The sequence below is a fragment of the Streptomyces zhihengii genome (assembly GCF_016919245.1).
In the GTDB taxonomy this organism is placed as follows: Bacteria; Actinomycetota; Actinomycetes; order Streptomycetales; family Streptomycetaceae; genus Streptomyces; species Streptomyces zhihengii.
Genome location: NZ_JAFEJA010000003.1, coordinates 431836 through 456473 on the forward strand (window position 1 = coordinate 431836; position 24638 = coordinate 456473).

Consider the following 24638-nt stretch of genomic DNA (forward strand, 5'->3'; position numbering starts at 1 on the left):
CGCCGCAGGGACCACCCCCGCAGGCACGGGGACCATAAACTTTCAGGTCAGTGAGGTGCGGCTGTTCCGGGACCACCCCCGCCAGTGCAGGGACCACCTCTATGCGTGCATGGACGACGACGATTTGATGGAACCACCCCCGCAGGCGTGATGACAACCCTGCAACCGTGGTGGCCCACGGCGAACCGAGACCACCCCCGCAACCGCGGGACCACGCCTCGTGCCGGACGGGCCCGGGTTCCCAGACGAGACCACCCCCGCAGCCGTAGGGGCCACAGGTATGGCGTGCTGGCCACCCCGCTCGGTAAGGGACCACACCCGCTGTGGCCGTGTTTGGTGTGGGGATGGTGTCTTCATGCTCGGCGTGACAGGTCGGCCATCAAGAGGTCGAGTGTGATCTCCTCGTGCAGTGCGGCGCCGAGGGCGGTCATGGCGGGAGCCAGACCCGGGTCCCAGTCCGCGTTGACGGGCTGGCCTTCGAGCGGCAGCTGGGGGATTCCATCGGCGTGGCTACGAGCAACCAGGTGCTCGTAGTCGTCGGCACCCATGCGCCAGGGCTGTGCTTCGTAGCGGCGGATGATCCGGTTCGCGAGAGCAATGCCGGGCCAGTCGAAATCCCCGTGGTAGGCGAAGCGGCTGCCTGTGGCAGCGAGCGCATCGAGGAGTGTGAGGACGACCGTGGCGGCGCTGCCGGAGGTGCACACCAGGGCGTGGACGCAGTTTGCGTCCGCCGCAGCCTCCACCACGCGCGGATTCTCACAGATGTGAATCTTGGTGCCGGCAGGCAGTTGCAGCTGCAGGTCGTGCAGGTCCCGTGCGGTGAGGTGGGCTTCGGCGTGGTGGTCGGCTCGCTGCCTCAGGGCCTGCTCCCGCCAGCCGCCGCCGACGGGTCGCAACCCGTAGGTCAGCACGGTGCTGGAAACCTCGTCCGGCGTGACGGACACCAGACGCCATAGCGCACGTCGGCCGGCTGCGTCGCTGGGAAACGGGGTGCCGTGGGCGAAGGAGATGCCGCGCTGGACGAGGCGAGCGAGCCAGGTGCCGTCGTCCAGGCCGTGTGCGGACCCGGTCGCCGCAGCGGCGAGATCTCCACGGCCGCGTGTGCCACGTCCTTCCGGGCCGAGCAGCACGGTGAGGACCTGGACAGCCTGCTGAAGCGTTCGTACTGCCGACTCAGGTGTCACCCCTCTCGGGACGCCGGTACGGCGGAGCAGATCGCACCACGGGCCGGTCCACTCCTGACCTGCGAGCGGCGAGGAGCCCAGCGCCGAGGCGAGCGACGACCAGATATGGTCGCGCCGTGCCGTGACGCCCGCCCGAACGGCACGGCGGTCGGTAAGCGGGGGCCCGAGTTCCTCCACGATGTCCCGGAGTCCGCGTCCGGCCGCCGAGGCGCGCAGTCGCGTGTCGAGGGCCTCGAGGCCCACCGTTGCGGCAGCACCCGTGATGGGTTTGCCCAGCAGGAGCGAAAGGTCGTTGCGTTCCTGGGCGCTGGGTGCGGTCAGCCGGACGGAACCGGTGGCCTGCACGCCATTGCCTTCCAGGCGCTTGCGTACCGCTTCCCAAAGCCTGGTGAGCCCAGGGCCGGCCAGCCAGTCCCGTGTCTCCGCAGGCAGCTTGCTCATATGGACACCAGACGCCGGTGCCGGCCGTTCCAGGTGTAGTGCAGGGTGGCCACCCCACGAACGTGGGGGTCGCGGAGACACTCGTAGATGTGCAGGGAGGGCACCTCTGTCCAGTTCCCCATGAGCCGCTCGCTGGTGAGGATGAAGTCGAGGTCGAGATCGACAAGGATCCGCCCCAGCCGCCCGTGGGTGGGTTCGTCAACCTTGGCGAAGGCGTCGTCGAGCAGAATCAGCCGCGGCGCGTGGGGCGCGGACTCGGCAAGGCTGGTGAAGTGGGCGGCGGCCGCCGCGAAGAGCACGAGGTAGGAGAGCACCCTCTGCTCACCCTGGCTGAGCCCGGTGCGGCCGGTCAGTTTCCGTCTCCGTCCCGGGGCGGCGTCGTCAACGACGAAGGTGTGGAAGCGATACCAGTCACGGTAGTCGAGCGCGGTCCGCAGATGTGTGGCGTAGCCAGCTGAGGGATCGGCCCTTCGGGCATCCTCGATCCTGCGTTGCAGCACTTCGCGGAGCTGTTCGGTCTGCTCACGCGTGCGCAGGCTCGACGGGCTGCGCAGCAGTTCCACAGCCGCCCTTACGTCTGCGTCCACATCCTCGTCCAGCTTCCACAGCAGCTCCACGCCGAGCCCGTGGGACGTGCGTACGGTCCGCAGGGTGTCGTTGAGAGCCGCGACCAGGTTCGCTGCGGTGATGACCTGACCCGAGAGATGGTCGCCGAGCTCGCCGGTCAGAAACCGCTGAAAGACGTCACGTTCCCGCTCGGTGAGCCGGCCCCGTGCCTCTGCGGCCTGGACGGCGATCCGCTCGCCCACGTCCGCGACATCGTGGGATCCGTGGTCGTCGACCAGGCGACACACCTTGATCCCGTCGCGTTCCGCCAGCTGCGCGTCATAGCCGCCGGCCAGTTGGTCGCGCAGGAGGTTGTGCCGATTGAGTAGCGTGCTGTCCGACACCTCGTGCCGCGGACGGCCGAGAGCCTCTTTCACAGCGTCGGCCAGTGCCTGTAGCGCTCGCAGACGGCTGCGGACGCTTGAGCTGGGATCGTCCACCACGTTCTCGGGCAACAAGGACCGGTCCAGCCCGGCGCCGCGCACCACCTCCGGTCGGCCGAGTGCACCGCGCAGAGTGCCGCCGGTGATGATGACTGCTGTCTCCTGGCCGGTCAGATCCTCCCGCAAACGCTTCTCCTCCTCTTCCGCGCGCACGCGCAGGTCGTGGAAGCCATTGCGTTCCCGCCGTGCAGCCAGCCGGCCCTGGACTGCCTGCGCGATGCGCTCTCTTGTTTCCTGCTCGCGGGTGAGGATCTCTTCTTCAGTCGCCCCGATGGCCTCCTCGCGGGTGCGCAAGTCCTGCTGCGCGGTGCGCAGCTCGGTGAGGTGGAGCTGGTAACTCTCCTCCGCGGACAGGCGGGTTTTCCGGGCGCGTTCGTAGCCATCGGCATCGGCGCGATGGGTGCCGAGTCGCTCGGCCGTACTGCCGACCGTCCTGCGAAGATGTCCTATGCCGGTGAGCAGGCCAGCCAGCGCGGTGCGTACACGTTCCAGTTCGGCCGGGTTGCTGGGCAGATCATGGGCGGTGGCGGTAGCGTCCGCTTCGGTGCGAGCCGCTACGGCGAGAGCGCGGGTTTCCTCGGCCAGCCGTGCCGCGCTGGTCGCCTTGGCGGTCAGGTTCCGCAGAGTCCCCTCGTCCGACTCGACCCTGCTCCAGGCGTCGGCGAGAGCGCGTGCCCGGGGAAAGTCCTGCTCCGCGAGCCTGAGGGCCCGACGCCGGGCATCGGCCTCGACGAGTTCGTGACGAGCATCGGACAGCCGCTGTCCCGTCTGCGTGAGCTGATCTTCCAGCTCGGCCAGCATGCGCCGCCGGGTCTCGGCCCGTACCGCGGCCCCCACGTACTCGGCGTCGCTCTTGTGATGCCGTCCAGTAAGAATGCCCAGACGCCAGGTTCCGTCGTAGTACACCGTGTCATGAGCGGCCGTCTCCTCGGCTGGTGCGAGCGCAACGCCAGCCAGCAGCAGTTCCACTTGCTCGGCGGTGACTCCGCACCCCGGTTGAGGTGCCGGGCGTAGGGCAGAGGCGAGAGTCGGCATGCCCGGCAGCGCGGAACCGGCACGCAGCAGAGTGTCCAGAGTGCCGGGATCGACAAGAGCACCGTCCGTGCCGACCCACGCGTCCAGAATCCCGCTGGCTTCCAGAGCCGCTTCCAGACCGGCCCGATCGGCGGGGCTCAGATCATCCGTGAAGTCCACCAGCCGGTAGAAAGGCGCCCCGGTGCCCGGCCTCCTTCCGGTGACGCGGTGATAAGGAACCGGCGGCTCGGGGTCGGTCCGCAGCTCACAGTCACGCCTCTCATCCGTCAGGCGGTCGCATTCTTCCCCGAGTCGGCCGACGCTCAGTGCGAGGGCGTCGCGGCGCTCGGTGAGCTTCTCGCCGTACGGCTCCAGCGCGGCATGGGCAGCCTGCCACGCCGGCCCGTCGATGTCGGGCGGGAGAGTACGGTCCGCGAACGGGGCGTCGGTGGAGTTCTCACGGCCGACCGTGGCTAGCACGGTGTCCATCGGCGGGCAGTGGGATCCGACGGCGGCCCGCGTGCCCGTGACCCACTCGGCCACCCGGCGCGCGTACGCACCGCTCTCCTCGGCCACCTTCCCCCGACCGGCAGCGAGACGACCGCCGGCTTCTTCCGCTTCGCCCTCCAGCCGCTCCCGCTCGATGTCGGCCTGCACCGCCCCGCTTCGGGCCTCCTCGGCCCGCGCGACAAGACCCCCTACCTCCTGGACCATCCGGGCCCGGTTCTTCACGACCGCCTCAGCAGCCTCCAACTGCTTCTGCCAGGCCATCAGCCCGTCCTGAACCGCCGCCGTGTCCACGCGGACGGCCGACCGATGCCGCACGATCTGCCTCTCGCCGTCCGGCGAAGTCAGCTCGCTCTCGCCGGCCTGGGAACGAGACCTGTGGGGCAGAGCGACTGCCTCACCGAGATGGCCGGTCGGAAGCCCGCCCTTCTCCGCCTGCGTCAGCAGCACCCGATACTCGGTGCCCAGTTCGGCCAGGCGACGCCCGAGGTGGTCGACACCGTCGGCCAGCCGCTCGGCCGCGCCGTCCTCTGCGTTGTACGCGTTACTCAGGCCGGTGTACGCGGCCCCGGCAGCTCTGTGCAGCGCCTCCACCGTACTCCGGCGATCCGACAACTCGTGCAGACTGCGGTAAGCCTGACTGGCTTGCAGAGCGACCAGGTCAGTCTGGGCGGCTTCCTCCTCTTCCTGCAGTGTCTCCAGCCGGGCTTGCGACACCTCCTCCTTCGCCCTCAGCTCACCGGTCCGCTGCGCGGCGTCTCCCGCCGCCCGGCGTCGCTGCGCAAGGACCTCCAACTCCCCGGTCACTGCCTGCGCAGAAGCAAGCAGGACCCCGGACAGATAGCCGCGGTAGTCGGAGAGGAAGGTGCGCAGCGCCGTATCGGTGCGCTCCAGGCGGCCGAGCTCAGCGCGGACAGCGTCGAGATCGTGGAGGTTGCGCGCGACGTTGTCGACCACGTCCTCGTCGAGCCCCGGCAGCGTCTCGCCCAGCAGGGAGGCGAGTCCACCGTGCTCGATGCGGTCCCCGACCGTGGGCCGCCGCAGCCGGTGGAGGAGCTGCGTGAGGTTGCGGTAGCGGGTCGCATCGGTGAAGCCGAACAGTTCCCGGGCCACCCGCGAGCGGTGCACGACCGCACGGTCGGTGACATTCTCCGAGCCGACGATTTCCCTGAGCCGGTCGACCGGCAAGGGCCTTCCGCTCTCGACCAGATGCACGTCCTCACCCACGCGCAGCGGGGTGACGAAGAACGTCGGCAGCGCCTTCTGCGTCGACTTCGACGCACGGATCGCAGCACCCAACGTCAGGTGGCGGTGTTCCCCGCCCTCGGCTGTGCCCCGGAACTCCACCCACAGGTAGCCGAGACGATTGGTCTGCTCGAACCCGTCCAACATCAGCCACGCGAGAGTGGTCCGGCCGGTTCCTGTCGCGTCCAACGCTCGTGCATCACCGTCCAGCAGATAGGGAAGCAGCATTTCCAAGGCTTTGGACTTGCCCGCGCCATTCTTGCCGCGCAGCAGCAGCCGTCCGTCGCCGAAAACGAACTCCTGCTCGTCGTACTGCCAGACATTCTGGATGCCCGCCCGGTGCAGCCGAAAGCGGGCGCCGGCCACCGTCACGGAGCCGGAACGCGGCAACGGAATGAGGCCACGCGCATCGCTGGTCACAGCGGCAACTCCTCCTGAACATCAACACCCTTGCCCCTTGAAGCCGGGCGCACCGTCACGTGGGTGGCGTAGCGCGCCGCCGCGGCCAGCAACACCCAGCCGTCACCCCCAGGACGTGCACCACGAACATCGGTCACGGTGCGCCCCTCCGGTGCCTCCGGCGCGTACCCCTCCGGCAGCCCGTCTCCCTCGGCACGCAGCCTCCCGGCCCGGGCCACCAGCCGCATGCGGGCCAGCAGGTCCAGCACAGCCTCCCGCAAGGCGGAGATATCCTCCAGGTAACCACGCTGCCAGCTGCTGCGCTGCCCATACTCGGCGACCAGATCGGCCAGCAACTCGTCCACCAGGTCATCTGCAACGGCCACACCGACAACGAGAACACCACCGGTCGCCGGGTGCCCAGGATCCTGCGGACGCAGCCGCTCCACGAGCCGTTCCACCAGCAGCAGCGCGGCCTGCGCCACCGTCCCCGTGCCCGGCAAATGCAGATCCGTCAGCTCATCCTCAGGATCCACCAGCGCCACCCCCTCGCCACGAATCTCCATCTCCAGACCCACAAGCTCGGCGAACGCCTGCGCCTCCCGCCGCTGCCGCGTGCGCAACCAGTCACGCTCCCCGTCAGTCAACTCGTCGAGGTAGACGACCGGCGTCTCGACAAGCATCCGACGCACATAGGTGCGAGCACCACCAAACCCTGGATCCGCTGCCCGCCGGACCAGGTCGGCACCGTCACGGGCCTGAGAGAGCGGGCCGGCGACAACAACGCGCGCCAGCTCCCGGTCGACCGTGATCAGAGCCTCCCCACCCGCGTCCTGCGCGAGCGCGGCCACATGGCCCTCGGTCTCGATGAGGACACCCCACTCGACCAGCAGACGCAGAGCCGCCACCAGGGTCCGTTTCCCGGCCGCCTTCCCCGTCTCCTCCAATTCGACCTCCGCGTCGGCCGCAGCGGCCTTGATGTCTGCCACCAGCTGCGACAGCAGCAACTGCTCGGGTGCAGTCACCAGCACCGACAGAGCCAACGCCAGACACGCGTACGTGTGCGGAGTAAAAGGTGTGCCACTGGCGCGCTCCAACCGATGCCCCGCACCAGCCCCCAACCCAGCCTTGAACAGCCGCGCATAGGAGCTGTCGACCAGCAGGCGGTAGCCGAGCACCTGCTGAAACCGTTTGCCCAGCCAGTCGGCATGCCGGCGAATCAGCGGGAAGAGATCGCCGTGCGCACCATCCGAAATGACCAACGGATGCGCGAGCAACAGCCGGGCGGCGCTGCGCCGCTCGGCGGCCAGGGCCACGTCGTGCGCCGAGGGGAGGGTCATGACACGCTCACCTCCGCACCACCATCAGCACTGCCGGAAGAAGTCCGGGCCACGTCCAGCTCCAGATCGTCCAGCAGCAAATCACCGTCAGCCGAATGCAGGACGCACCGCGCACCAGCGATACGCCGCACCGTGAGCCGAATCCCGAGCTCGGTGTCCTCACTCTGCGCCTGATCGAGGTCGAAACCCGTCACACCCTCCCCGCGACGCCTCAACTGCGCATTTCCAAGTGCGGTGGCCAGCAGCTCCAGAAGCAGACCGAGCGCAGCCGAGGTGAGGCGCACCTCGGCGAACCGGCCCGACGCGCTGCGTAGTTCGTCCGCCGCCGCAGCCCTGGCCGCAGCCCGATCACGAGCAACCTCCCGCAGCCGCTGCTTCTGCGCGGAATGGTCCTCCACTGCGGACGTCCGGCCCCGCTGTGCACGACTGCCCCTTTCCCGCAGCGCCACCGGCACCTCGACCACCGGGCCGGCCCACCAACTCGTATAGGCGGGTACCACCTCGTCGGCCGCTGGGGGCACACCCAGATGGCGGGCGCCGTACAGTCCGAAAGCAGCGACGGCAATGTCATGAGCGTCCTGCGGCGCCGCCTCCTCGAACCACCGGGCCAGCCGCAGCAAGTCCTTCCGCCGGGACATCTCCCCAGTGGCCGACCGCAGCATCCGCTTGGCATTGGCGAGCAACGACTGCAACGCGCGCAGCGTGGCGCTCCGCAGCTGATCAACCTGACTGCCCATCCCGTCGGCATCGCTGAACCAGCCGCGCAGGCCTTCCCAATCCTTCAACTGACGCCCCCGGCTGCGCTGCACCCGCGCCTCCAGCCGACCACCCCCCTGCGGCGACAACCCGGTCAGACCCTGTGCATGGCTGTCCAGCCGGCCCAGCAGACCCGGGACATGCGGCCACAACACATCCAGCGCCGCCGAGATCCGTGGTGCGCGAAACGCGACATCCTCCGTGATCGCCTCGACATAGTCGAGGAGCAGCTCCTTAAAGCCCTGATACTCGGCACTGTCCAGATCGTACCGAGCCAGCACCTGACCGAGGTAGGCATAGAACTCCCGGACAGAGTCCGCGAACTCGGTGAACTGCACGAACAGCGTGCTCACCCGCTCCAGCGCGTCCTGCAACTCGACACCGCCCGGCGCGGTCACGAGCTCGGCCAGCTCCCGCAGCCCCCGCTCGACCAGAGCGAGCAACTCGCTGCTCACCTCCCGAGCTGCGTCCGCCTCGGCCAGCACACCATCGGCGTCACGCTGGATCCGCTCACCCAGCTTCGACAGCTGATAGCGGGCACGCGACCGCTGGTACTCGCCGATACTGGACGCCTTCACCGTGTGGCTGCTGCGCAACAGGTTGCCCCACTTCACCAGCTGCTCCAGCCGGACGGTGAGAGTGTCAGGATCGATCCCGGCCGCGGAGCCCCCAGCCTGGCGCAGCTGCGCCAGGAGGTCCGGCACCGCCAGGTCCGCCAGCAGGGTCCCGCAGAAGACCCGCATGATCGCCAGGTGATCCAGCCGCTCCGGCGCGCTGAGGTAGGTGAATGCGTCCAGCCGCCGGCGGGCTTCGCTCAGGGCATCCGGCGTCGCGACTTCTTGCCCTGCGCCGGGTGCGGGTGTCTCCATGTCTGCGAGGCTATGCGGCGTATGTGGCTGCCACCGTTGGATGGCTAAAAAATGCTGGAGGAGGGCTGGACGATCGAGTCGAAGAACGGTACCTGACGGAGCATTAACCGATGCGGCCGGTACTCAACCCGCGAGCTCGGCATCCAGCCCGAGACGCACGACCCGAAGCTGCACGTCGACTTCACCCCGCTGCGCGACCAGCACCTCACGACCGTAGGGCTTCCGCCAAGCTGCCTGAACCAGGCAGGGACCGGCCGTGGCTCACCCCCTGACGGCTCCGATCAGGGTTTGCACGATACGGACCACCCGGCACTGCCGGGGCAGTCGCCAGAAGGCTGGCGAGCAGCATCTCGGTCAGCTCGACGGTCGTGGACGTCTCGAACCACCACCGGGCGTAGTCACCGACGGCTCGGGCGTGCTCGTGGACTGCGCCCAGCGGCTGGAAGCCGTCCCAGAGCGAGGCCAGCCGCGCCAGGTAGGTCGTCTTGCCCACATTGTCAGAGCCACTACTGATCTTTTCGTAAGTTCTGTGGGTTCGACGGCTTCGTTGGTGGGATCCTGATGTGGTGTCTTTCAAGCCTTCGTCTGTTGTTCCTCCTTTGACACGGCCGCAGCTGTCCGAGGCCCGGCGTGTGCGGGCGGCCGAGTTGTTCGACCAGGAACACTCGAACGCCGATATCGCCCGGATGCTCGGGGTCAGTGACGAGAGTGTGCGGCGGTGGAAACGGGTCTGGGAGGAGAACGGCGCCGATGCTCTGCGCCGACGTCCCGCCACCGGGCGTCCGCCCAAGCTGGACGACGCCCAGGTCGAGCGGGTGCGGACCGCACTGGAACAAGGCGCCCAAGCCCATGGTTTCGAGGCCGATCTGTGGACCCTGGAACGGGTTGGCCTGGTGGTTGAGCGGGTGACCGGAGTGGTCTTGTCGCGGGCCTCGGTATGGCGGCTGCTGACCGGCCGGCTGGGGTGGAGTCTGCAGCGGCCCGAGCGTCGGGCGGTCGAGCGCGACGAGTCCGAGATCGCCCGTTGGATCGCGCACGAGTGGCCGCGGATCAAAAAGGGGCCGTGAACACACGTGCCTGGATCGTGTTCCTCGACGAATCAGGAGTGTCGCTGCTGCCGCAGGTCCGCCGCACCTACGCGCCCCGCGGCCGCACCCCGTTCCTGCGGCACCGGCTGAACTGGAAGCGGGCCTCGATGGCCGGCGCCCTCGGCTACCACGCCGCGGACCCGGACCGAGGTCCTCGGTTGTGCTTCCACCTCAAGCCCGGCAGTTACGACACCGCCGCACTCATCGAGGTCCTGGAGCAGATGAAGGTGTTCTACAACGGCGAACGGGTGGTGCTGGTTTGGGACGGGCTGTCGGCTCACTGGAGCCGGGCGATGCGGGCCTGGGTCGCCGAGCAGGACTGGCTCACCCTCGAGCGATTACCGGCTTACGCACCCGAGCTCAACCCGGTGGAACTGCTGTGGTCCTCGCTGAAGAAACGCGAGCTCGCCAACCTTGCCGGCGACCACCTCGCCGATGTCGCCGACGCCACCGAACAAGGCATCCACCGCATCAACACCAACCCCCAACTGCCCTGGTCCTTCCTCACCCACACCGGCCTTACCCTCCACCCACCAGACCCACAGAACTTACGAAAAGATCAGTAAGGCTGACGAAGTCCGGAACCTGAGCCATCGTTCACGCCTCACGAATCGGGGTGTCGAGAACGGAGACGATCGCGTCCGTGCTGGCGGCGATGAAGGCGGCGAGCTGCGGCGGCATCAGGGTCAGCTCGCGGACTACCTCGACGATTAAAGGCACGTATCCGCCGCGCTCCGGATTGGCGAACCCCGTCCCCGCCCGCGCAGCCAGGTCCGTCGACTCCGGGCGCGTGGCGAAGATGCGCTGGACGCCGACGCCGTCCTCCAGCTCGTCGGTGATCAGGTCAATGAGCTCGGCGCGCTCCAGCTTGCCGCCCAGCTCCTCGAACACCTCCCGGCGCAGGGCCGCCTCGATGGTGGCGTCGTCTGCCTCGACCCCTCCGCCGACGGTCACCCAGTACGGCTCCCTGCCCGGCTTGGTGCGCTTGATGAGGACGAGTTCGTCGCCCCCGAGGGCGTTGCGCTTGACGATGTCGGTCCTGCCGTCTGCTCCTTCTGGTGGTAGTGCAGGAAGAACGGGCGGAGAGCTGTCTCGTCGCGGCCAGCGCCTCCCCGAACCGATGAACTCACCATGGTGCAGTTCGGTGACGGCGTGTGACATACACGCGCGCAGCAATGCCGCACCCCTGCTGAAGGAGGCTGGCTACGCTGGCCGTTTCCGCGTTCCACCAGGTGACGGACAGAGGATACGACGATGGTCACGGTGCAGCGACGGTCCGGCCGGAACCCCGGCTGTTACGCGACACCCTCCGCGTGAGCCTGCGGGACTTCGCCGCCTACCTGGGCGTGAGCGACCGGATTGTGTCGAACTCGGAAATCGACGGCGCGAGTTACCAGCCCCGTGGCGAGTCCCAGGCCGTCCTCGACACCGCACTCGACCGCCCGTCGGACGACGTGAAAGCCCGGTTCGCAGCAGCCTTGGGAACGAACGGCCCCGCTCCACCTGTCGCAGGCCGGATCGGAGTCGACTCCCACAAATTCCTGTCGGTCTTCACCGGCGCCAAGCGCGGCGACCGACTCCGCGCCCACATGACGCCGAGCGCGGGCGACCAGTGTCTGGAATCCTCCTCGGCTCGCATCGACCACCCCGAAGCACAGGAGTGGGTCCTGCACATTTTCGCCGGCAGGGCCGCCGTCTTCCACCTCGTCCAACCCCACAAGCCTCCCGCGCTCACCGACCTCGCCGTCTGGCGCTACCGCTCGCCTCCGACCTGCCCTGGGCACGGGACAATCTCCGCGACCTCCTCGACGAGGACCACGACCGCATCCCCAATCCCGAATAGGTCCTCTCCCTGTACTGGCTCGCCTCCGCGCCCTGGACCAGCGACGCCCACGACACCGCACTGCGCCTGCTGTCCACACCCTCGGTCCTGGTCGACCGCGGGGCCCCCTGGCGGGCCCGCACCCCGGGATCGCTCCTAGCCTCCGGCTTCGACCACCCGGACATCGTGTCCCTCGCCGTAAGGGGAGCTGGTCCCACGTCGCCTACCCCTCTCACTCCCGCGAGCGCAGACTCTCCATCGAAGAGCTGGTCACCTGGGAGCTGACCGTCCAGGCCCTGTGGCGCTTCACCCGCCAGGCCCAGCAGATGATCGAGGACGGCCACGACCCCTCATGCCCGGCCAACCCTCTCCCTGCGCGCGCCCACCACCGGCTCACCACCACCCGCGCCCAGGAGACCGCACAGCACGTCCTGATGCGGGCAATGCGGGAGGACAACATGAAGACCAGCGGGCTTGCCGAACGGCTGCGCGCCGCACAAGACGCTCCGCGCGAGAGCGTCGGCCGAACACGGGGCAGAGGAGACAGCGGATGAACACCAACAGCGCCGCGCTGGTCGTGATCGACATGCAGAACGGCTTCGTGAACCACCACAGCCGCCACGCCACGCCCGCGGTCTCCGGCCTGGTCGCCCGGCGGTCCGCCGCGGGCCGACCCGTGATCTCCACCCGGCACTTCAACTATCCGGACAGCCCCTACGAGCGCTTCTTCCAGAAGCGCCGGCTCTCCGGGAGGACCCGAGGACGCGCCGCTTCCGTCGAGGAACCGACGGCGCGGGACCTTCGGACGTACCGTGGACATACGGAGACCTGTCCAGCCCGGCCTTCGACGGGAAAGGACGGTGCCACCTTGAACCGCAACGAGCCGGAGGCAGAAGCCCTGCCGCCGCCGGGGCACGCCGAAGTCCGCATCGTCGCCGCCACCCCGGACGCCGCCCGGATGGTGGCCGCTGCCCTGCGTCACTGCTTCGCCGGTGGCGAGCAGCGCAGCTACCCCGCCCCAGGCGGGGGTACCCGCCTCCACCTCACCGTCGATACCGCCCACACCGCCGAACCGGTCAGGTCCTGGCTGGCCACCAGCAGACCCCCGAGCGGCACCCGGCCCCACTCCGAAGAACCCTGACCAGCAGTGGAGCCTGCAGGCAGGCATAGCGGTCCGGGTCACGGCGGAGCATCCTGGAAGTCGCACCGCGATACCGACGTATCGGCCCGCCAGCAACGGACCAGGGCGTCGCCCCGCCGCCCGCCTGGAGGCCCCGAATGACTGTCGGAGGTTACAACGGTGGGAGTTCCGACCGCTCGGAGAGCTTCGGGGAAATGCTGCTGGGCGACCTCCTGGACCACGCCCCGCAGCTGCCGCCCGACCGGGTGGGGCCAGCACTCGCCGACGCGGTCGCCCGTGTCGGGGGCCGGGGGGTGCGGATCCTGCTCCAGGATTACGGACAGCGGAATCTGCTCCCCCTCGCCGGGGACGGGCTGGAGGTCGGCGAGCCCCAGCCCATCGACGGTTCGGCGGCCGGCCAATGCTTCCTCACCTCGCTTCCGGTAGAGGTGCCGCTGGCCGACGGAGTGCGAGTGCACGTCCCGATGCTCGACGGCGGTGACCAGGCCGGCGTCCTGGCCATCACATTGGACGCGGTCGACGACGACATCCGCCGCATCCTACGCAGGCTCGCCGCCCTGGCAGCCGACACGATGCGGGCCAAGAACGGCTGCACCGACCTCTTCTTCCGCACCCGCCGCGGCGAAAGAATGAGCGTCGCCGCCGAGATCCAGTGGTCGCTCCTGCCACCCCTGGCCATGACGATGCCCCGTGTCGCCATCGCCGGAGTCCTGGAACCCGCATACGACGTGGCAGGCGACAGTTTCGACTACGCCCTGAACGGCGACATCCTCCACCTCGCCATGATCGACGCCATGGGCCACGGCCTCGACGCGGCAACCATGGCGACCGTCGCCATCGGCGCCTACCGGCACGCCCGACGCGCCAGCATCGAGCTCTGCGAGATCTACCACTTCATGGACCGGGCCATCGCCGAGCAATTCGCCCCCGACCACTTCGTCACCGCACAGATGCTGCGGCTCGACACCGGCACCGGCCGCCTCCAGTGGGTCAACGCCGGACACCCGGCCCCCATGCTGATCCGCGACCACCGCGTCATACACCGCCTGCACAGCCCCACCACCCTCCCCGTCGGCTTCGGCGGAGACCAGCCGCAGGTCAGCCACGTGGTGCTCGAACCTGGGGACCGGATCCTCTGCTTCACCGACGGCCTGGTCGAAGAACACAAAATCGGACACCAGGAGTTCGGCGAGGACCAGCTGATCAACTGGGTCCACCGGCTGGACCGGGCCGACCGGAGCGTGCGGGCCGTGGCACGCGACCTGTCCCACACGCTCGGACGGGCCCGCGGCGGGGCCACCACCGACGACGCCACCCTCGTCCTCGTCGAGTGGAGCGGACAAAACTGACAGGGACCCGGCGCGTCCGGACGAGGAGCGGAGTACGTTGGAACTACCGGGAGCACCTCGTACACCCGCCCTCACGCGGACGTCGTTCCCGGCGAACACTAAGCCGGGGTGCCCCAGGCCCCCCGGGGACGGGCCCGGTCTCATGACCAGCAGCACCGCTCCGACCCGCCAGGCGCGCCTGGCCCTGACCCCTAACACCTCCATGGCCGGCCTGCTGGACGGCGCATGGTGGCCGTACTCCCGCGATCTCACCACGGAGCTGCCTCCCCTGGTAGAGGCGCTGCGGAACCGCTTCGGACGCGTCACGCGCATCACCGCGAACCCGGCCCCCTGGCCCGCCACTCTGCGCCACGTCCCCGTCGGCGGCTACGCCGTGCACGTCGGCTGGTTCATCGACCAGGCCCCCGACACGATGATCCTGCTCTCCTACAGCCTCGGCCGCTGCGACCTGCTCGTGATTCCCCCGAAAACCCCACCCGCCTCCGCCGCGCGCCTGATGGCCGCCGCGTCCGCCCCGGGCAACGTCCACACCACCGACACCCTGATGTCCGATGAACACAAGACCGGTCGTCTCCTGCGGGAGGCAGGGGCCGGTGAGGACGCCTGGGAGACGGAAGGCGGCGCCTTCCGGCAGCCCCTGACCCGTCGCCCCCGCCCCGTCGTCGGGGCACGCATGATCTACCTGCCCCAGCGCATACGGAGATGACGCCTGTCATTCCCGCGATCGCGCCGGTCCCTGGTCCACGAGGACCCACCGCCGCTGCACCCCTGGCATCGTCGGCCAGTTCGTCCGATACAGATACACCGCTGCTCGCCAGTCGCCTCGCCCGTGCCGATGTGGAGGGCGAGCTGCGAGGCCGGGGAACCACCGGCACGAGCTCGGCCCGCATATGGACCACGACGGGCGCCGGCACACGGCCCTCGGCGTCGCCGGGGCGCCCGTCGGCGATGAGCGCGTAGACGTGGGCGACGTCGGCACGTGACGATGCCCGACAACGCCCCGCAGAGAAGTGCGGTCGTCGTCCTGGCAACGATGTGCTGTGCGGAAGATGGAGCGGCCGGCCGCCTCGCCGCTGCTGCCGGTCAGGTCGACGTACCGCATACGCCTCGGGCGCGATGGCCACTGCCGCGGGAGTGGAAGTGGAGGAGGGGGCGAGGGACAGTGCGGTGGTGGTGCGCGGTCCCGGAACGCTGTCGGCTGATGCATCGGTGGGCTCACTCATGCTGCCCATCCCGTATCCGGATGTTCTGAGGTGCGCGTGCAGTCAACGCTGATAGGGGCACGGCCGGGCCCACGTTCGATTCCGGGAGGATGCTGCAAGGAAAGGAGGTAAAGGTGGGGTGCACGGCGTCCTCCGTCTGAGGGTCGGTGTGGCACTGATGCTCTAACCACCCGTGGATCTGGTACGTCACGGCCTGCTCAGAGGGCAGTCTGTGAACGCTAGATCTAGCGCCGGGATTGGGCCGTGTGAGCTCTGGGGCGTCGTTCAAACTCGCTCGATCAGGTCGGAGCACTCCTTCCGGCGGTTGCGGGCAGCACGAACCAGGGTCACGGCGGACGACGGCGGCCTGAGCGGGTGATCGAGGGCTGGAAGGCGGAGCGTGGGGAAGCAGCGGCCGTTGACCTGAAGGGCGAGGAAGTAGGAGCCGGGGGAGGCCTTCCAGCGTGCCGTCGACGCAGCGGGTGCGCCTTGGCGAGTCGTAGGTCCTGGCCCGACTCGGCGATGACGCGGCGCACGAAGGCCACCTCCTCCCGTGGTCGGCCGGTCGGCCCCGTGGTCGCGATCACGATCATCACGTGGATGGGGGTGGTGGTCGAAGTGGCGGTGAGAGCGGCGGAGAAGTCGAGGGTGTCGCCCTCGCGGAGTTCGCTCGGGTACCCGAAGAAGACACGCGAAGAGGCCAAGCAGACCATCCAGCACATCCGGGCCCTGTGGGACCTCTCCGACCGCCTTCCGGGGACCTTTCGGCCAGCGTCTTCACCTTCCGGCCCTACCCAGACTCTCCCATCTGGGCCGAACTCGTGCATCGCGGCTACGACCCAGCAGTGATGCAGAGCTACAGCGACGTCGACCTCACCGAACACGGCGCGGACGAAGCAATGCGCGGCCGCGACGAATTCAACTTCACCACCGGCCTCCAGTTCGGAGAACTGACCCTCCCGGAACTCAACAGACACCTCGCAGACCTCTCCCGCGAGCAGTACGAGCGCATCCACAGCGACCAGACACTGACCGCATGACCGGCACCCTGATCACCCTCGACGGGCCCGGCGGCAACCGCTACCTTCCCTCCACGCTTGTTCTGCAGCGAGCCGACGGCCTCGACGCTGACTGGCTCCTGACCCTCAACGTCGGCATCACGGTCCCCGACCTGGCCGTCATCCTGACCGCCACCCCCGCAGACGAGGGGACCACTGTCCCCGAGGGCAGCAGCCGGCGCACCTTCCGGGTCCACCCCCGCCCCGCTGACGCGGGGGACCACCCGTACTCCTCGCCAACGTAGTCACGAGCAGCGGGTCCACCCCCGCAGACGCGGGGACCACAAACCGACCTGGTTGGTCTCGGCGTAGAGCTAGGGGCCACCCCCGCTTACGCGAGGACCACTCACGATCTGGTCGCGCAGCGCAGCCGGATCGGGTCCACCCCCGACGCGGGGACCACGTTGTCGTAGCCGAGGAGGCGGGAGACGTCCGGTCCACCCCCGCAGACGCGGGGACCACCAATGAGCAGCCAGGTACGCCCCGCGTCCGCCGGGTCCACCCCCGCAGACGCGGGGACCACCACGGACGCCTGTAGCGGCGCGGCGCCATGACGGGTCCACCCCCGCAGACGCGGGGACCACCGCTTGACAGCCTTGCCGCCGCCAACCGAGCAGGGTCCACCCCCGCAGACGCGGGGACCACAAGGCCAACGGATCTGGCTTCACGACCGACCGGGGTCCACCCCCGCAGACGCGGGGACCACCGGTGGTCGCGGTGGGTCAGCTCGGCGATCGAGGGTCCACCCCCGCAGCCGCGGGGACCACACCCGCCTTGAGGGCCGCGGCACCCGGCACCGGGGTCCACCCCCGCAGACGCGGGGACCACGAGGGCTGGCCAGGCCGACCGGCCTCACGCACGGGTCTACCCCCGCAGACGCGGGGACCACGAGGGCTGGCCAGGCCGACCGGCCTCACGCACGGGTCTACCCCCGCAGACGCGGGGACCACCCCCGAAGGGAGGGGCACATCATGGTGCAGCCGGGTCCACCCCCGCAGACGCGGGGACCACGTACCGGAGCGCGCCGAACGCGATGACTTCCAGGGTCCACCCCCGCAGACGCGGGGACCACACTCAGGAGCCTGCACGCGGCGAGCTCGGCCGGGGTCCACCCCCGCAGACGCGGGGACCACGCGATCCGCCGGTGCTCCAGCAGCCATTCGTAGGGGCCACCCCCGCAGACGCGGGGACCACCGGATCAGCTACTGCTGCTGGCGGAGCCAGTAGGGGCCACCCCCGCAGACGCGGGGACCACGAGGGGAGGGCAGCATGGCGGAGCCCACCGTCGGGGCCACCCCCGCAGACGCGGGGACCACATCCGGCCCAGGTTCACTGCGCCCGTGCCCCAGGGGCCACCCCCGAGGACGCGGGGACCACCGCAGTTCACGGACTGGGAGCGCGGCTGGACGGGGGCCACCCCCGCAGACGCGGGGACCACTTTGAGAACTTCGCCGCCGACATGGGCGCTACGGGGCCACCCCCGCAGACGCGGGGACCACACGGCCGCCACGTCGCCAAGGCATACCGCGCTGGGGCCACCCCCGCAGACGCGGGGACCACGTTGATCCGGGGGAGCGGGGAGTCGATGACGAGGGGCCACCCCCGCAGACGCGGGGACCACGACAGGTCCGGGGAGAGGGTGACGGCTTCGACGGGGCCACCCCCGCAGACGCGGGGACCACATACTGGGCGTTGCGGTCGAAGAACGAGCGGAGGGGCCACCCCCGCAGACGCGGGGACCACACGGCCGCCACGTCGCCAAGGCATACCGCGCTGGGGCCACCCCCGCAGACGCGGGGACCACGTTGATCCGGGGGAGCGGGGAGTCGATGACGAGGGGCCACCCCCGCAGACGCGGGGACCACGACAGGTCCGGGGAGAGGGTGACGGCTTCGACGGGGCCACCCCCGCAGACGCGGGGACCACATACTGGGCGTTGCGGTCGAAGAACGAGCGGAGGGGCCACCCCCGCAGACGCGGGGACCACTGCCCTTCAGTCTGGGCACGAATCCGGGATCCGGGGCCACCCCCGCAGACGCGGGGACCACGGCCGGCCCGAACCCGTCCTGACCGGGGCCCAGGGGCCACCCCCGCAGACGCGGGGACCACGCGCCGCACGCCGGGCGCGGCGGCCCCGGCGCGGGGCCACCCCCGCAGACGCGGGGACCACTCCTGGGTCTGGAACAAGATCCTCTCCCCGGTGGGGCCACCCCCGCAGACGCGGGGACCACAGATCAGGGCGCCGCCGGACCCGGCCTTGACCGGGGCCACCCCCGCAGACGCGGGGACCACTCGATTCAGCTCACGGCGGCGAGCAACACGACGGGGCCACCCCCGCAGACGCGGGGACCACCGGCCAGGGCCCCGCCACGCGCATCCGTGGCGGGGGCCACCCCCGCAGACGCGGGGACCACCCCCCGGCATAGTCGGCCATGAGGGGAACGCCGGGGCCACCCCCGCAGACGCGGGGACCACAACGGTGATCATGACAGCGATGGTGAACATCAGGGGCCACCCCCGCGTCTGCGGGGACCACCCAGTCCCCCGACTACGCGCCCGGCACGTCGGGGGGCCACCCCCGCAGACGCGGGGACCACACGATCCTCGACCTGCCCTTCATCACGTCCGAGGGGCCACCCCCGCAGACGCGGGGACCACAACCTATTGCTGTCGACGCTCGGCGTGGGAATGGGGCCACCCCCGCAGACGCGGGGACCACAAGATGGCCAGGCAGACGGCTCCGATCTCGACGGGGCCACCCCCGCAGGCGCGGGGACCACGTCGGCAACGACTGGCAGACCAGTACCCGCGTGGGGCCACCCCCGCAGACGCGGGGACCACATGTACGCGGCCCGCTGCGACGCCGACCAGATGGGGCCACCCCCGCAGACGCGGGGACCACTGGACGCTCGACCAGTGGCAGCGCCCGTCGATGGGGCCACCCCCGCAGACGCGGGGACCACACCACGGCGTGGATGAGCCAGCCGTCCAACTGGGGGCCACCCCCGCAGACGCGGGGACCACGGCGAGTGGACCGACCTCGACGCGACGACCCGGGCGCCACCCCCGCAGACGCGGGGACCACAGCCGGTGTGCCACCGGGTGCCGGGGTCAGCGGGGGCCACCCCCGCAGACGCGGGGACCACATCTCCTCCCACTCGTAGGAGGTCACCGACGTGGGGCCACCCCCGCAGACGCGGGGACCACCGGCACCACCTGGTCCCACATGCACGGCGAGGTGGGCCACCCCCGCAGACGCGGGGACCACTCGATGGCGGCCTGGGCGTAGGCGCCGAGGTCGGGGCCACCCCCGCAGACGCGGGGACCACTGGACCTCGGCCTGGGCCTTGTTGACGATCTCGGGGCCACCCCCGCAGACGCGGGGACCACACCACACTCAGGAGCCTGCACGCGGCGAGCTCGGGGCCACCCCCGCAGACGCGGGGACCACGCCGCACTGTGCCAGGCGGGAGCCGTCGGCCTGGGGCCACCCCCGCAGACGCGGGGACCACTCGATGGCGGCCTGGGCGTAGGCGCCGAGGTCGGGGCCACCCCCGCAGACGCGGGGACCACACCACACTCAGGAGCCTGCACGCGGCGAGCTCGGGGCCACCCCCGCAGACGCGGGGACCACGCCGCACTGTGCCAGGCGGGAGCCGTCGGCCTGGGGCCACCCCCGCAGACGCGGGGACCACACCTGGGCGCTCTCGCGCAGCACGCAAGCACGGGGGCCACCCCCGCAGACGCGGGGACCACGGTAATTCCGCATTCGAGGCCCTTGCGGACGAGGGGCCACCCCCGCAGACGCGGGGACCACACAGGAAGGGCGCGTAGAGCGCGCTGTCGGCCTGGGGCCACCCCCGCAGACGCGGGGACCACGCGACTCCGGCGGTGGCCTGGGTGTGACCGATGGGGGCCACCCCCGCAGACGCGGGGACCACACCCCCGAGCTCATCGCCCGGGTCGCCGAACGGGGGCCACCCCCGCAGACGCGGGGACCACACCATCCCGCCGATCGCCGTCGACGCGGCCCGGGGGCCACCCCCGCAGACGCGGGGACCACCTGCCTTACACTCAGCAGCGGACCTGTTTCTGGGGGCCACCCCCGCAGACGCGGGGACCACACTGGTTGCGGACACACCCGAACTGACGACAAGGGGCCACCCCCGCAGACGCGGGGACCACGCCGTCGTGCGGCCCTCGGTCGTCTGGCCGACGGGGCCACCCCCGCAGACGCGGGGACCACCGATCCGCCGAGTTCGCTGATGAGGGTGGAGTAGGGCCACCCCCGCAGACGCGGGGACCACTTACGCCTGTCGGGTGTTTCCGAGTCGGCCAAGGGGCCACCCCCGCAGACGCGGGGACCACCTCCGCAGCCGGTCCCGGTGCCGGGCCCGCCGGGGGCCACCCCCGCAGACGCGGGGACCACAACGTCAGCGGGTCGGGGAAATTCGTGTCCCCGGGGCCACCCCCGCAGACGCGGGGACCACGACAAGGCCAAGTCGCTCATCTTCAACCTGTCGGGGCCACCCCCGCAGACGCGGGGACCACAGCACCTGGGCCACCCTGGCCCAGTTGTCGGGGGGGCCACCCCCGCAGACGCGGGGACCACAAATGGGCTGCGACAACGCGAACTGACGGCGAGGGGCCACCCCCGCAGACGCGGGGACCACTTGAGAGTGGAAAGGGCAAGGGCCGGGCGGGCGGGGCCACCCCCGCAGACGCGGGGACCACTCATGCGGAATGCGGGTTCGGTGTCAGACACGGGGGCCACCCCCGCAGACGCGGGGACCACGGATTGATCCGGCGGTGCCTGCGGAGCTTCAGGGGGCCACCCCCGCAGACGCGGGGACCACGGGTCCGCCTGTCCGAGCTGACCGAACGACAGGGGGCCACCCCCGCAGACGCGGGGACCACCCGATGGCCCCGTTCAACGCGCCCTTGAGCCCGGGGCCACCCCCGCAGACGCGGGGACCACCGGTCCGAGGGCGGCCGTGACGCGGCAGTCTGGGGGCCACCCCCGCAGACGCGGGGACCACTCGTCATCAATCAGCGGGGCAGGTTCGATGACGGGGCCACCCCCGCAGACGCGGGGGCCACGCAGCGGCCGGGCCCGGGGTCGGGCCGACCGAGGGGCCACCCCCGCAGACGCGGGGACCACGTTCGCGGCCAGGACACCGGAACGCTTCTGTCGGGGCCACCCCCGCAGACGCGGGGACCACATGCCGCCCGCGCGTACCTGGATCGGGCTCACGGGGCCACCCCCGCAGACGCGGGGACCACTCGACAAGGCACTCTCGATCGGGTCCGCGATCGGGGCCACCCCCGCAGACGCGGGGACCACGGTTCGCCGAATCACCTGAGCTGTCCTTGCCGGGGGCCACCCCCGCAGACGCGGGGACCACCCACCCCTCTACTCCTGGCCGGGCACCGCCGTGGGGCCACCCCCGCAGACGCGGGGACCACCCACGGCCGCGGAGGTCGACGCTGAGGTTCCAGGGGCCACCCCCGCAGACGCGGGGACCACTTGCCGGTCTCGATCCGGCCGTTCGTGAGCACGGGGCCACCCCCGCAGACGCGGGGACCACGCCCGCATACGACGCGATCAGCCGCGCGACCGGGGGCCACCCCCGCAGACGCGGGGACCACTCCACACCGCAGCCGTATGACGAGTCGGCCGTCGGGGCCACCCCCGCAGACGCGGGGACCACGGCGTCTGCCGCCGGCGGCGGAGCCACTCGTGGGGGCCACCCCCGCAGACGCGGGGACCACAAGGAGGTCAGAGGCGGACTGAAAAGCGGTGAGGGTCCACCCCCGCAGACGCGGGGACCACGGCAGACAAGGCCGACCCTGACGGGTGCGGTAGGGTCCACCCCCGCAGACGCGGGGACCACATCGACGGGCACACGCGCCCGCTCGCCGAGACGGGTCCACCCCCGCAGACGCGGGGACCACAGGAGCTGACCTGCAGAGCTATATCGCCTGGCGATGGATTTTACCCACTTTGCCAAACTCCGACTTTTCGGGCATATATTCCTTTCCTTCCCGTTTCATGCCCCGAACCGTCGTCGTTTCGCTGCTTTGCTCCACCCTTGTTTCGGTGCTTGTCCCTCTGCCCCTGGCGCACCTGTCAACTTGGTGTGGGGGTCCGGCTGGGTGGGGCGGTGGAGGAGGGTGATGCCCTCGTGGTCGGTGGGGTGCCAGGCGTGGTCGTGGGTGCGGAAGGTGAAGCCCTGTTCGTTGTCGGTTGTGTGGGTGAGAATGGCACGGCCCTGGCCAGAGTAGGTGCGCACTTCTTCCCAAAGAATGTCCCGGACTCGGGCGGAAGGGGAGCCGATGAAGACCCCGGGAGAGATCTCCAGCAGCCAACGGGTGAGAAGCCCGCGTAGTCCGGCGGGGCAGTTGGTAAGGACAAGGACTGTCACCAGATGGGCTCGTCCCCATAGTTACGTCCCGAAGCTAGGAGGCGGCCGTTATCGGTCTGGATGCCCACCCGGTCCGCGTCCGGGCCTTCGTCCGGCGACGCGCCGTGCTTCCCGGGGCCCTCGTAGCGCAAGAGTATTTTGATGTCGTTGGCGCAACGCGCCAAAAGTCCCTTCTGGTTGATGTGGTCTCGCAGCGCCCGTCGGGTGCGGGTCGGCACGTCCTCGTCGCCCATCGAGGCCGCGTCGAATGCGGCCGGAATTGCGATCTCCGTCTTGTAGAGGTCGGCGATATCGAGGACGAACGACCGCTCATGTCCCGAGTGTACGAATCCCAGTCCGGGGGAGCAGCCGAGTGCGGCCACCACGGCGTGAGCTACGCCGTACATGCACTGGGCGGCTGCTGTGACTCCCTGGTTGGGGGCGTCTGCGGCAGCGAAGTCGCCGTGGTGGTATTCGCGCCGGACCCAGCGGACGCCGGTACGTTCGGATTCTCGCCGGTAGCACTCCTTGACCTGTCGGCCTTCCATCCGCAGTAGGTCGTCTCGGGTGCACCCGGCGGTGTCCTCGCCGGGGAAGCGCATGCGGTACATCTCCCGGGCTACTTCCACGCGGGTACGCCGGTTGGCCCAGGCTTTGGCCTGCGCCTCCAACAAGCCGGACGAGCGGGTGAGCCCCCGGCCGCCAGCGTAGAAGCGCACGCCGTGCTCTCCGACCCAAATCACGGCGGCGCCGCTTTCTCCGAGTAGTGCCATCGCCTGATGGGTGACGCGCGTGCCGGGGCCCAGCAGAAGCGTGCCGATGGTCGCCGAGGGTATGTGGGTCACCCCGTCAGCATCGGTGGCGGTGACGGCGTTGTCGTCCCGGTGGACGGTGCAGCGCTCCAGGTAGAGGAAGGAGGTGCGGTCGCTCACCCGGGTGAGTTCGCGCGGGGAGGACAGGGCGCGTTTGCTTACAGTGCTCATGACGTTGCCCTACCGCACCGGTGCGAGGGTCATGAGGCCGCACCCGTAGGCCTTTGACTTTCCCATTCCGTGGGTCAGTGTGCGGCGGAAGGCGGCGAGGTCGGTGATGCGCAGTTGGCCGTCGAAGGTGGCTCGGGTGAAGCGCACGTCTGCGCCCGGGCTGGAGCTGGTTTCGCGGCGGCTCTTTGAGCGCTCCGCGCGTTGTGGGAAGCGTACTGGTGTGCGTTCGTGGACGACGAGTTGGTAGCGCCACTGCATCGGAGGCTCTTCGGCTCCCGCGTCGGCCTTCGTGTCGTTGTCGGTGGGGGCCTGTTCGTTGGGGAGGACTTCGAATCCGGCTCGTTCCTGGTGTTTGATCAGCCAGCCGATCTGGTGTCCTACTGTCATGTGGGGTGCCCGCTTGGTGGGGGAGCCGGGCGGGTCCTGTTCGCGACGGATGTAATGCAGGGGGTTGGCGGTGAGCCGGAATGCCCACTCGCCGCCCGCTGCGAGCTTGTTCAGAAACTCCCCGTAGGCGAAGGTGGTCCATCCTTCGGTGCCCAAGGTGGGCCAGCCGGCTTGCTCGGCGAGGTGGGTGAGGTCGGGGCGGTCGGGGCTTGAAATGAGCAGGTTGATGCGGTTGGTCGGGGCCTGGTCGAGGCGCCACAGCACCCGGGGTCCGTTGCCGTCGCGGGGCGGGGGCTTGGGGAACGCCATGTCGACGGCTCCGTGCAGGCGCTGAGGCGAGGCGAGGAGTGCACGGGCGCTGGAGCGGGATGTGTTGATGCGGAAGCGGGTCAGGTACATC

The 24638-nt window shown here is 70.1% G+C and carries 16 protein-coding genes and 1 CRISPR repeat array; of the genes, 8 read left to right on the plus strand and 8 right to left on the minus strand.

Going from position 1 to position 24638, the window contains the following annotated elements:
* Positions 1-353: 353 nt before the first annotated feature.
* The 4 genes from JE024_RS39700 to JE024_RS39715 are packed head-to-tail and all read right to left on the minus strand — an operon-like array spanning position 354 to position 8804.
* Positions 354-1625: a TIGR02679 family protein gene (locus tag JE024_RS39700; RefSeq protein WP_205378811.1), complete on the minus strand. Its 1272-nt coding sequence runs from the start codon at positions 1623-1625 to the stop codon at positions 354-356.
* Positions 1622-5860: a TIGR02680 family protein gene (locus JE024_RS39705; protein WP_205378812.1), complete on the minus strand. Its 4239-nt coding sequence runs from the start codon at positions 5858-5860 to the stop codon at positions 1622-1624. The genes JE024_RS39700 and JE024_RS39705 overlap by 4 nt, the downstream gene beginning before the upstream one ends.
* Positions 5857-7179: a TIGR02678 family protein gene (locus JE024_RS39710; protein WP_205378813.1), complete on the minus strand. Its 1323-nt coding sequence runs from the start codon at positions 7177-7179 to the stop codon at positions 5857-5859. Before JE024_RS39710 ends, JE024_RS39705 begins: the two co-directional genes overlap by 4 nt.
* A complete protein-coding gene (locus JE024_RS39715; RefSeq protein ID WP_205378814.1) occupies positions 7176-8804 on the minus strand; it encodes a TIGR02677 family protein in 1629 nt (542 codons plus the stop codon). The genes JE024_RS39710 and JE024_RS39715 overlap by 4 nt, the downstream gene beginning before the upstream one ends.
* A gap of 566 nt (positions 8805-9370) precedes the next feature.
* On the opposite strand from JE024_RS39715, the gene JE024_RS39720 reads away from it, so the two are divergent.
* Together JE024_RS39720 and JE024_RS39725 are read left to right on the plus strand one after the other, a co-directional pair.
* Positions 9371-9871, plus strand: a complete 501-nt coding sequence (locus tag JE024_RS39720) for a winged helix-turn-helix domain-containing protein (protein WP_205378727.1) — start codon at positions 9371-9373, stop codon at positions 9869-9871.
* Positions 9868-10458 carry a transposase gene (locus JE024_RS39725; RefSeq protein WP_205378726.1) on the plus strand — a complete coding sequence of 197 codons (591 nt, stop codon included), beginning with the start codon at positions 9868-9870 and terminating at the stop codon, positions 10456-10458. Before JE024_RS39720 ends, JE024_RS39725 begins: the two co-directional genes overlap by 4 nt.
* 31 nt (positions 10459-10489) lie before the next feature.
* Here JE024_RS39725 and JE024_RS39730 read toward each other — a convergent pair whose 3' ends face one another.
* Positions 10490-10924 carry an NUDIX domain-containing protein gene (locus JE024_RS39730; protein ID WP_244883792.1) on the minus strand — a complete coding sequence of 145 codons (435 nt, stop codon included), beginning with the start codon at positions 10922-10924 and terminating at the stop codon, positions 10490-10492.
* 1116 nt (positions 10925-12040) lie between these two features.
* On the opposite strand from JE024_RS39730, the gene JE024_RS41775 reads away from it, so the two are divergent.
* The 6 genes from JE024_RS41775 (at position 12041) to JE024_RS42645 (ending at position 16709) form a co-directional block, all read left to right on the plus strand.
* Entirely contained in the window at positions 12041-12268 is a 228-nt protein-coding gene (locus JE024_RS41775) for a hypothetical protein (RefSeq protein WP_244883741.1), read from the plus strand.
* A gap of 314 nt (positions 12269-12582) precedes the next feature.
* Positions 12583-12855 carry a hypothetical protein gene (locus JE024_RS42640; RefSeq protein WP_205378968.1) on the plus strand — a complete coding sequence of 91 codons (273 nt, stop codon included), beginning with the start codon at positions 12583-12585 and terminating at the stop codon, positions 12853-12855.
* A gap of 137 nt (positions 12856-12992) precedes the next feature.
* The gene (locus JE024_RS39750; protein WP_205378816.1) at positions 12993-14204 is read left to right on the plus strand and encodes a PP2C family protein-serine/threonine phosphatase; all 1212 of its coding nucleotides are present in this window, start codon (positions 12993-12995) and stop codon (positions 14202-14204) included.
* Positions 14205-14346: 142 nt separating this feature from the next.
* Complete coding sequence (locus JE024_RS39755) at positions 14347-14910, plus strand: DUF5994 family protein (protein WP_205378817.1); 564 nt, start codon at positions 14347-14349, stop codon at positions 14908-14910.
* Between the two features lie 1344 nt (positions 14911-16254).
* Positions 16255-16446, plus strand: coding sequence for a hypothetical protein (locus JE024_RS39760; RefSeq protein ID WP_205378818.1), 192 nt, complete (start codon positions 16255-16257; stop codon positions 16444-16446).
* Entirely contained in the window at positions 16443-16709 is a 267-nt protein-coding gene (locus JE024_RS42645) for a hypothetical protein (RefSeq protein ID WP_386255031.1), read from the plus strand. The genes JE024_RS39760 and JE024_RS42645 overlap by 4 nt, the downstream gene beginning before the upstream one ends.
* A 188-nt stretch (positions 16710-16897) precedes the next feature.
* A CRISPR array of direct repeats spans positions 16898-22419; the repeat unit is 29 nt; unit sequence GGGGCCACCCCCGCAGACGCGGGGACCAC.
* 95 nt (positions 22420-22514) lie between these two features.
* Here the strand turns inward: JE024_RS42645 and cas2e are convergent.
* The 3 genes from cas2e to cas6e are packed head-to-tail and all read right to left on the minus strand — an operon-like array spanning position 22515 to position 24637.
* Complete coding sequence (cas2e, locus tag JE024_RS39765; RefSeq protein ID WP_205378819.1) at positions 22515-22889, minus strand: type I-E CRISPR-associated endoribonuclease Cas2e; 375 nt, start codon at positions 22887-22889, stop codon at positions 22515-22517.
* A complete protein-coding gene (cas1e, locus tag JE024_RS39770; protein WP_205378820.1) occupies positions 22886-23851 on the minus strand; it encodes a type I-E CRISPR-associated endonuclease Cas1e in 966 nt (321 codons plus the stop codon). Before cas1e ends, cas2e begins: the two co-directional genes overlap by 4 nt.
* Positions 23852-23860: 9 nt before the next feature.
* On the minus strand, positions 23861-24637 hold the full coding sequence (cas6e, locus tag JE024_RS39775) for a type I-E CRISPR-associated protein Cas6/Cse3/CasE (RefSeq protein WP_205378821.1): 777 nt from the start codon (positions 24635-24637) through the stop codon (positions 23861-23863).
* Position 24638: the final 1 nt, after the last annotated feature.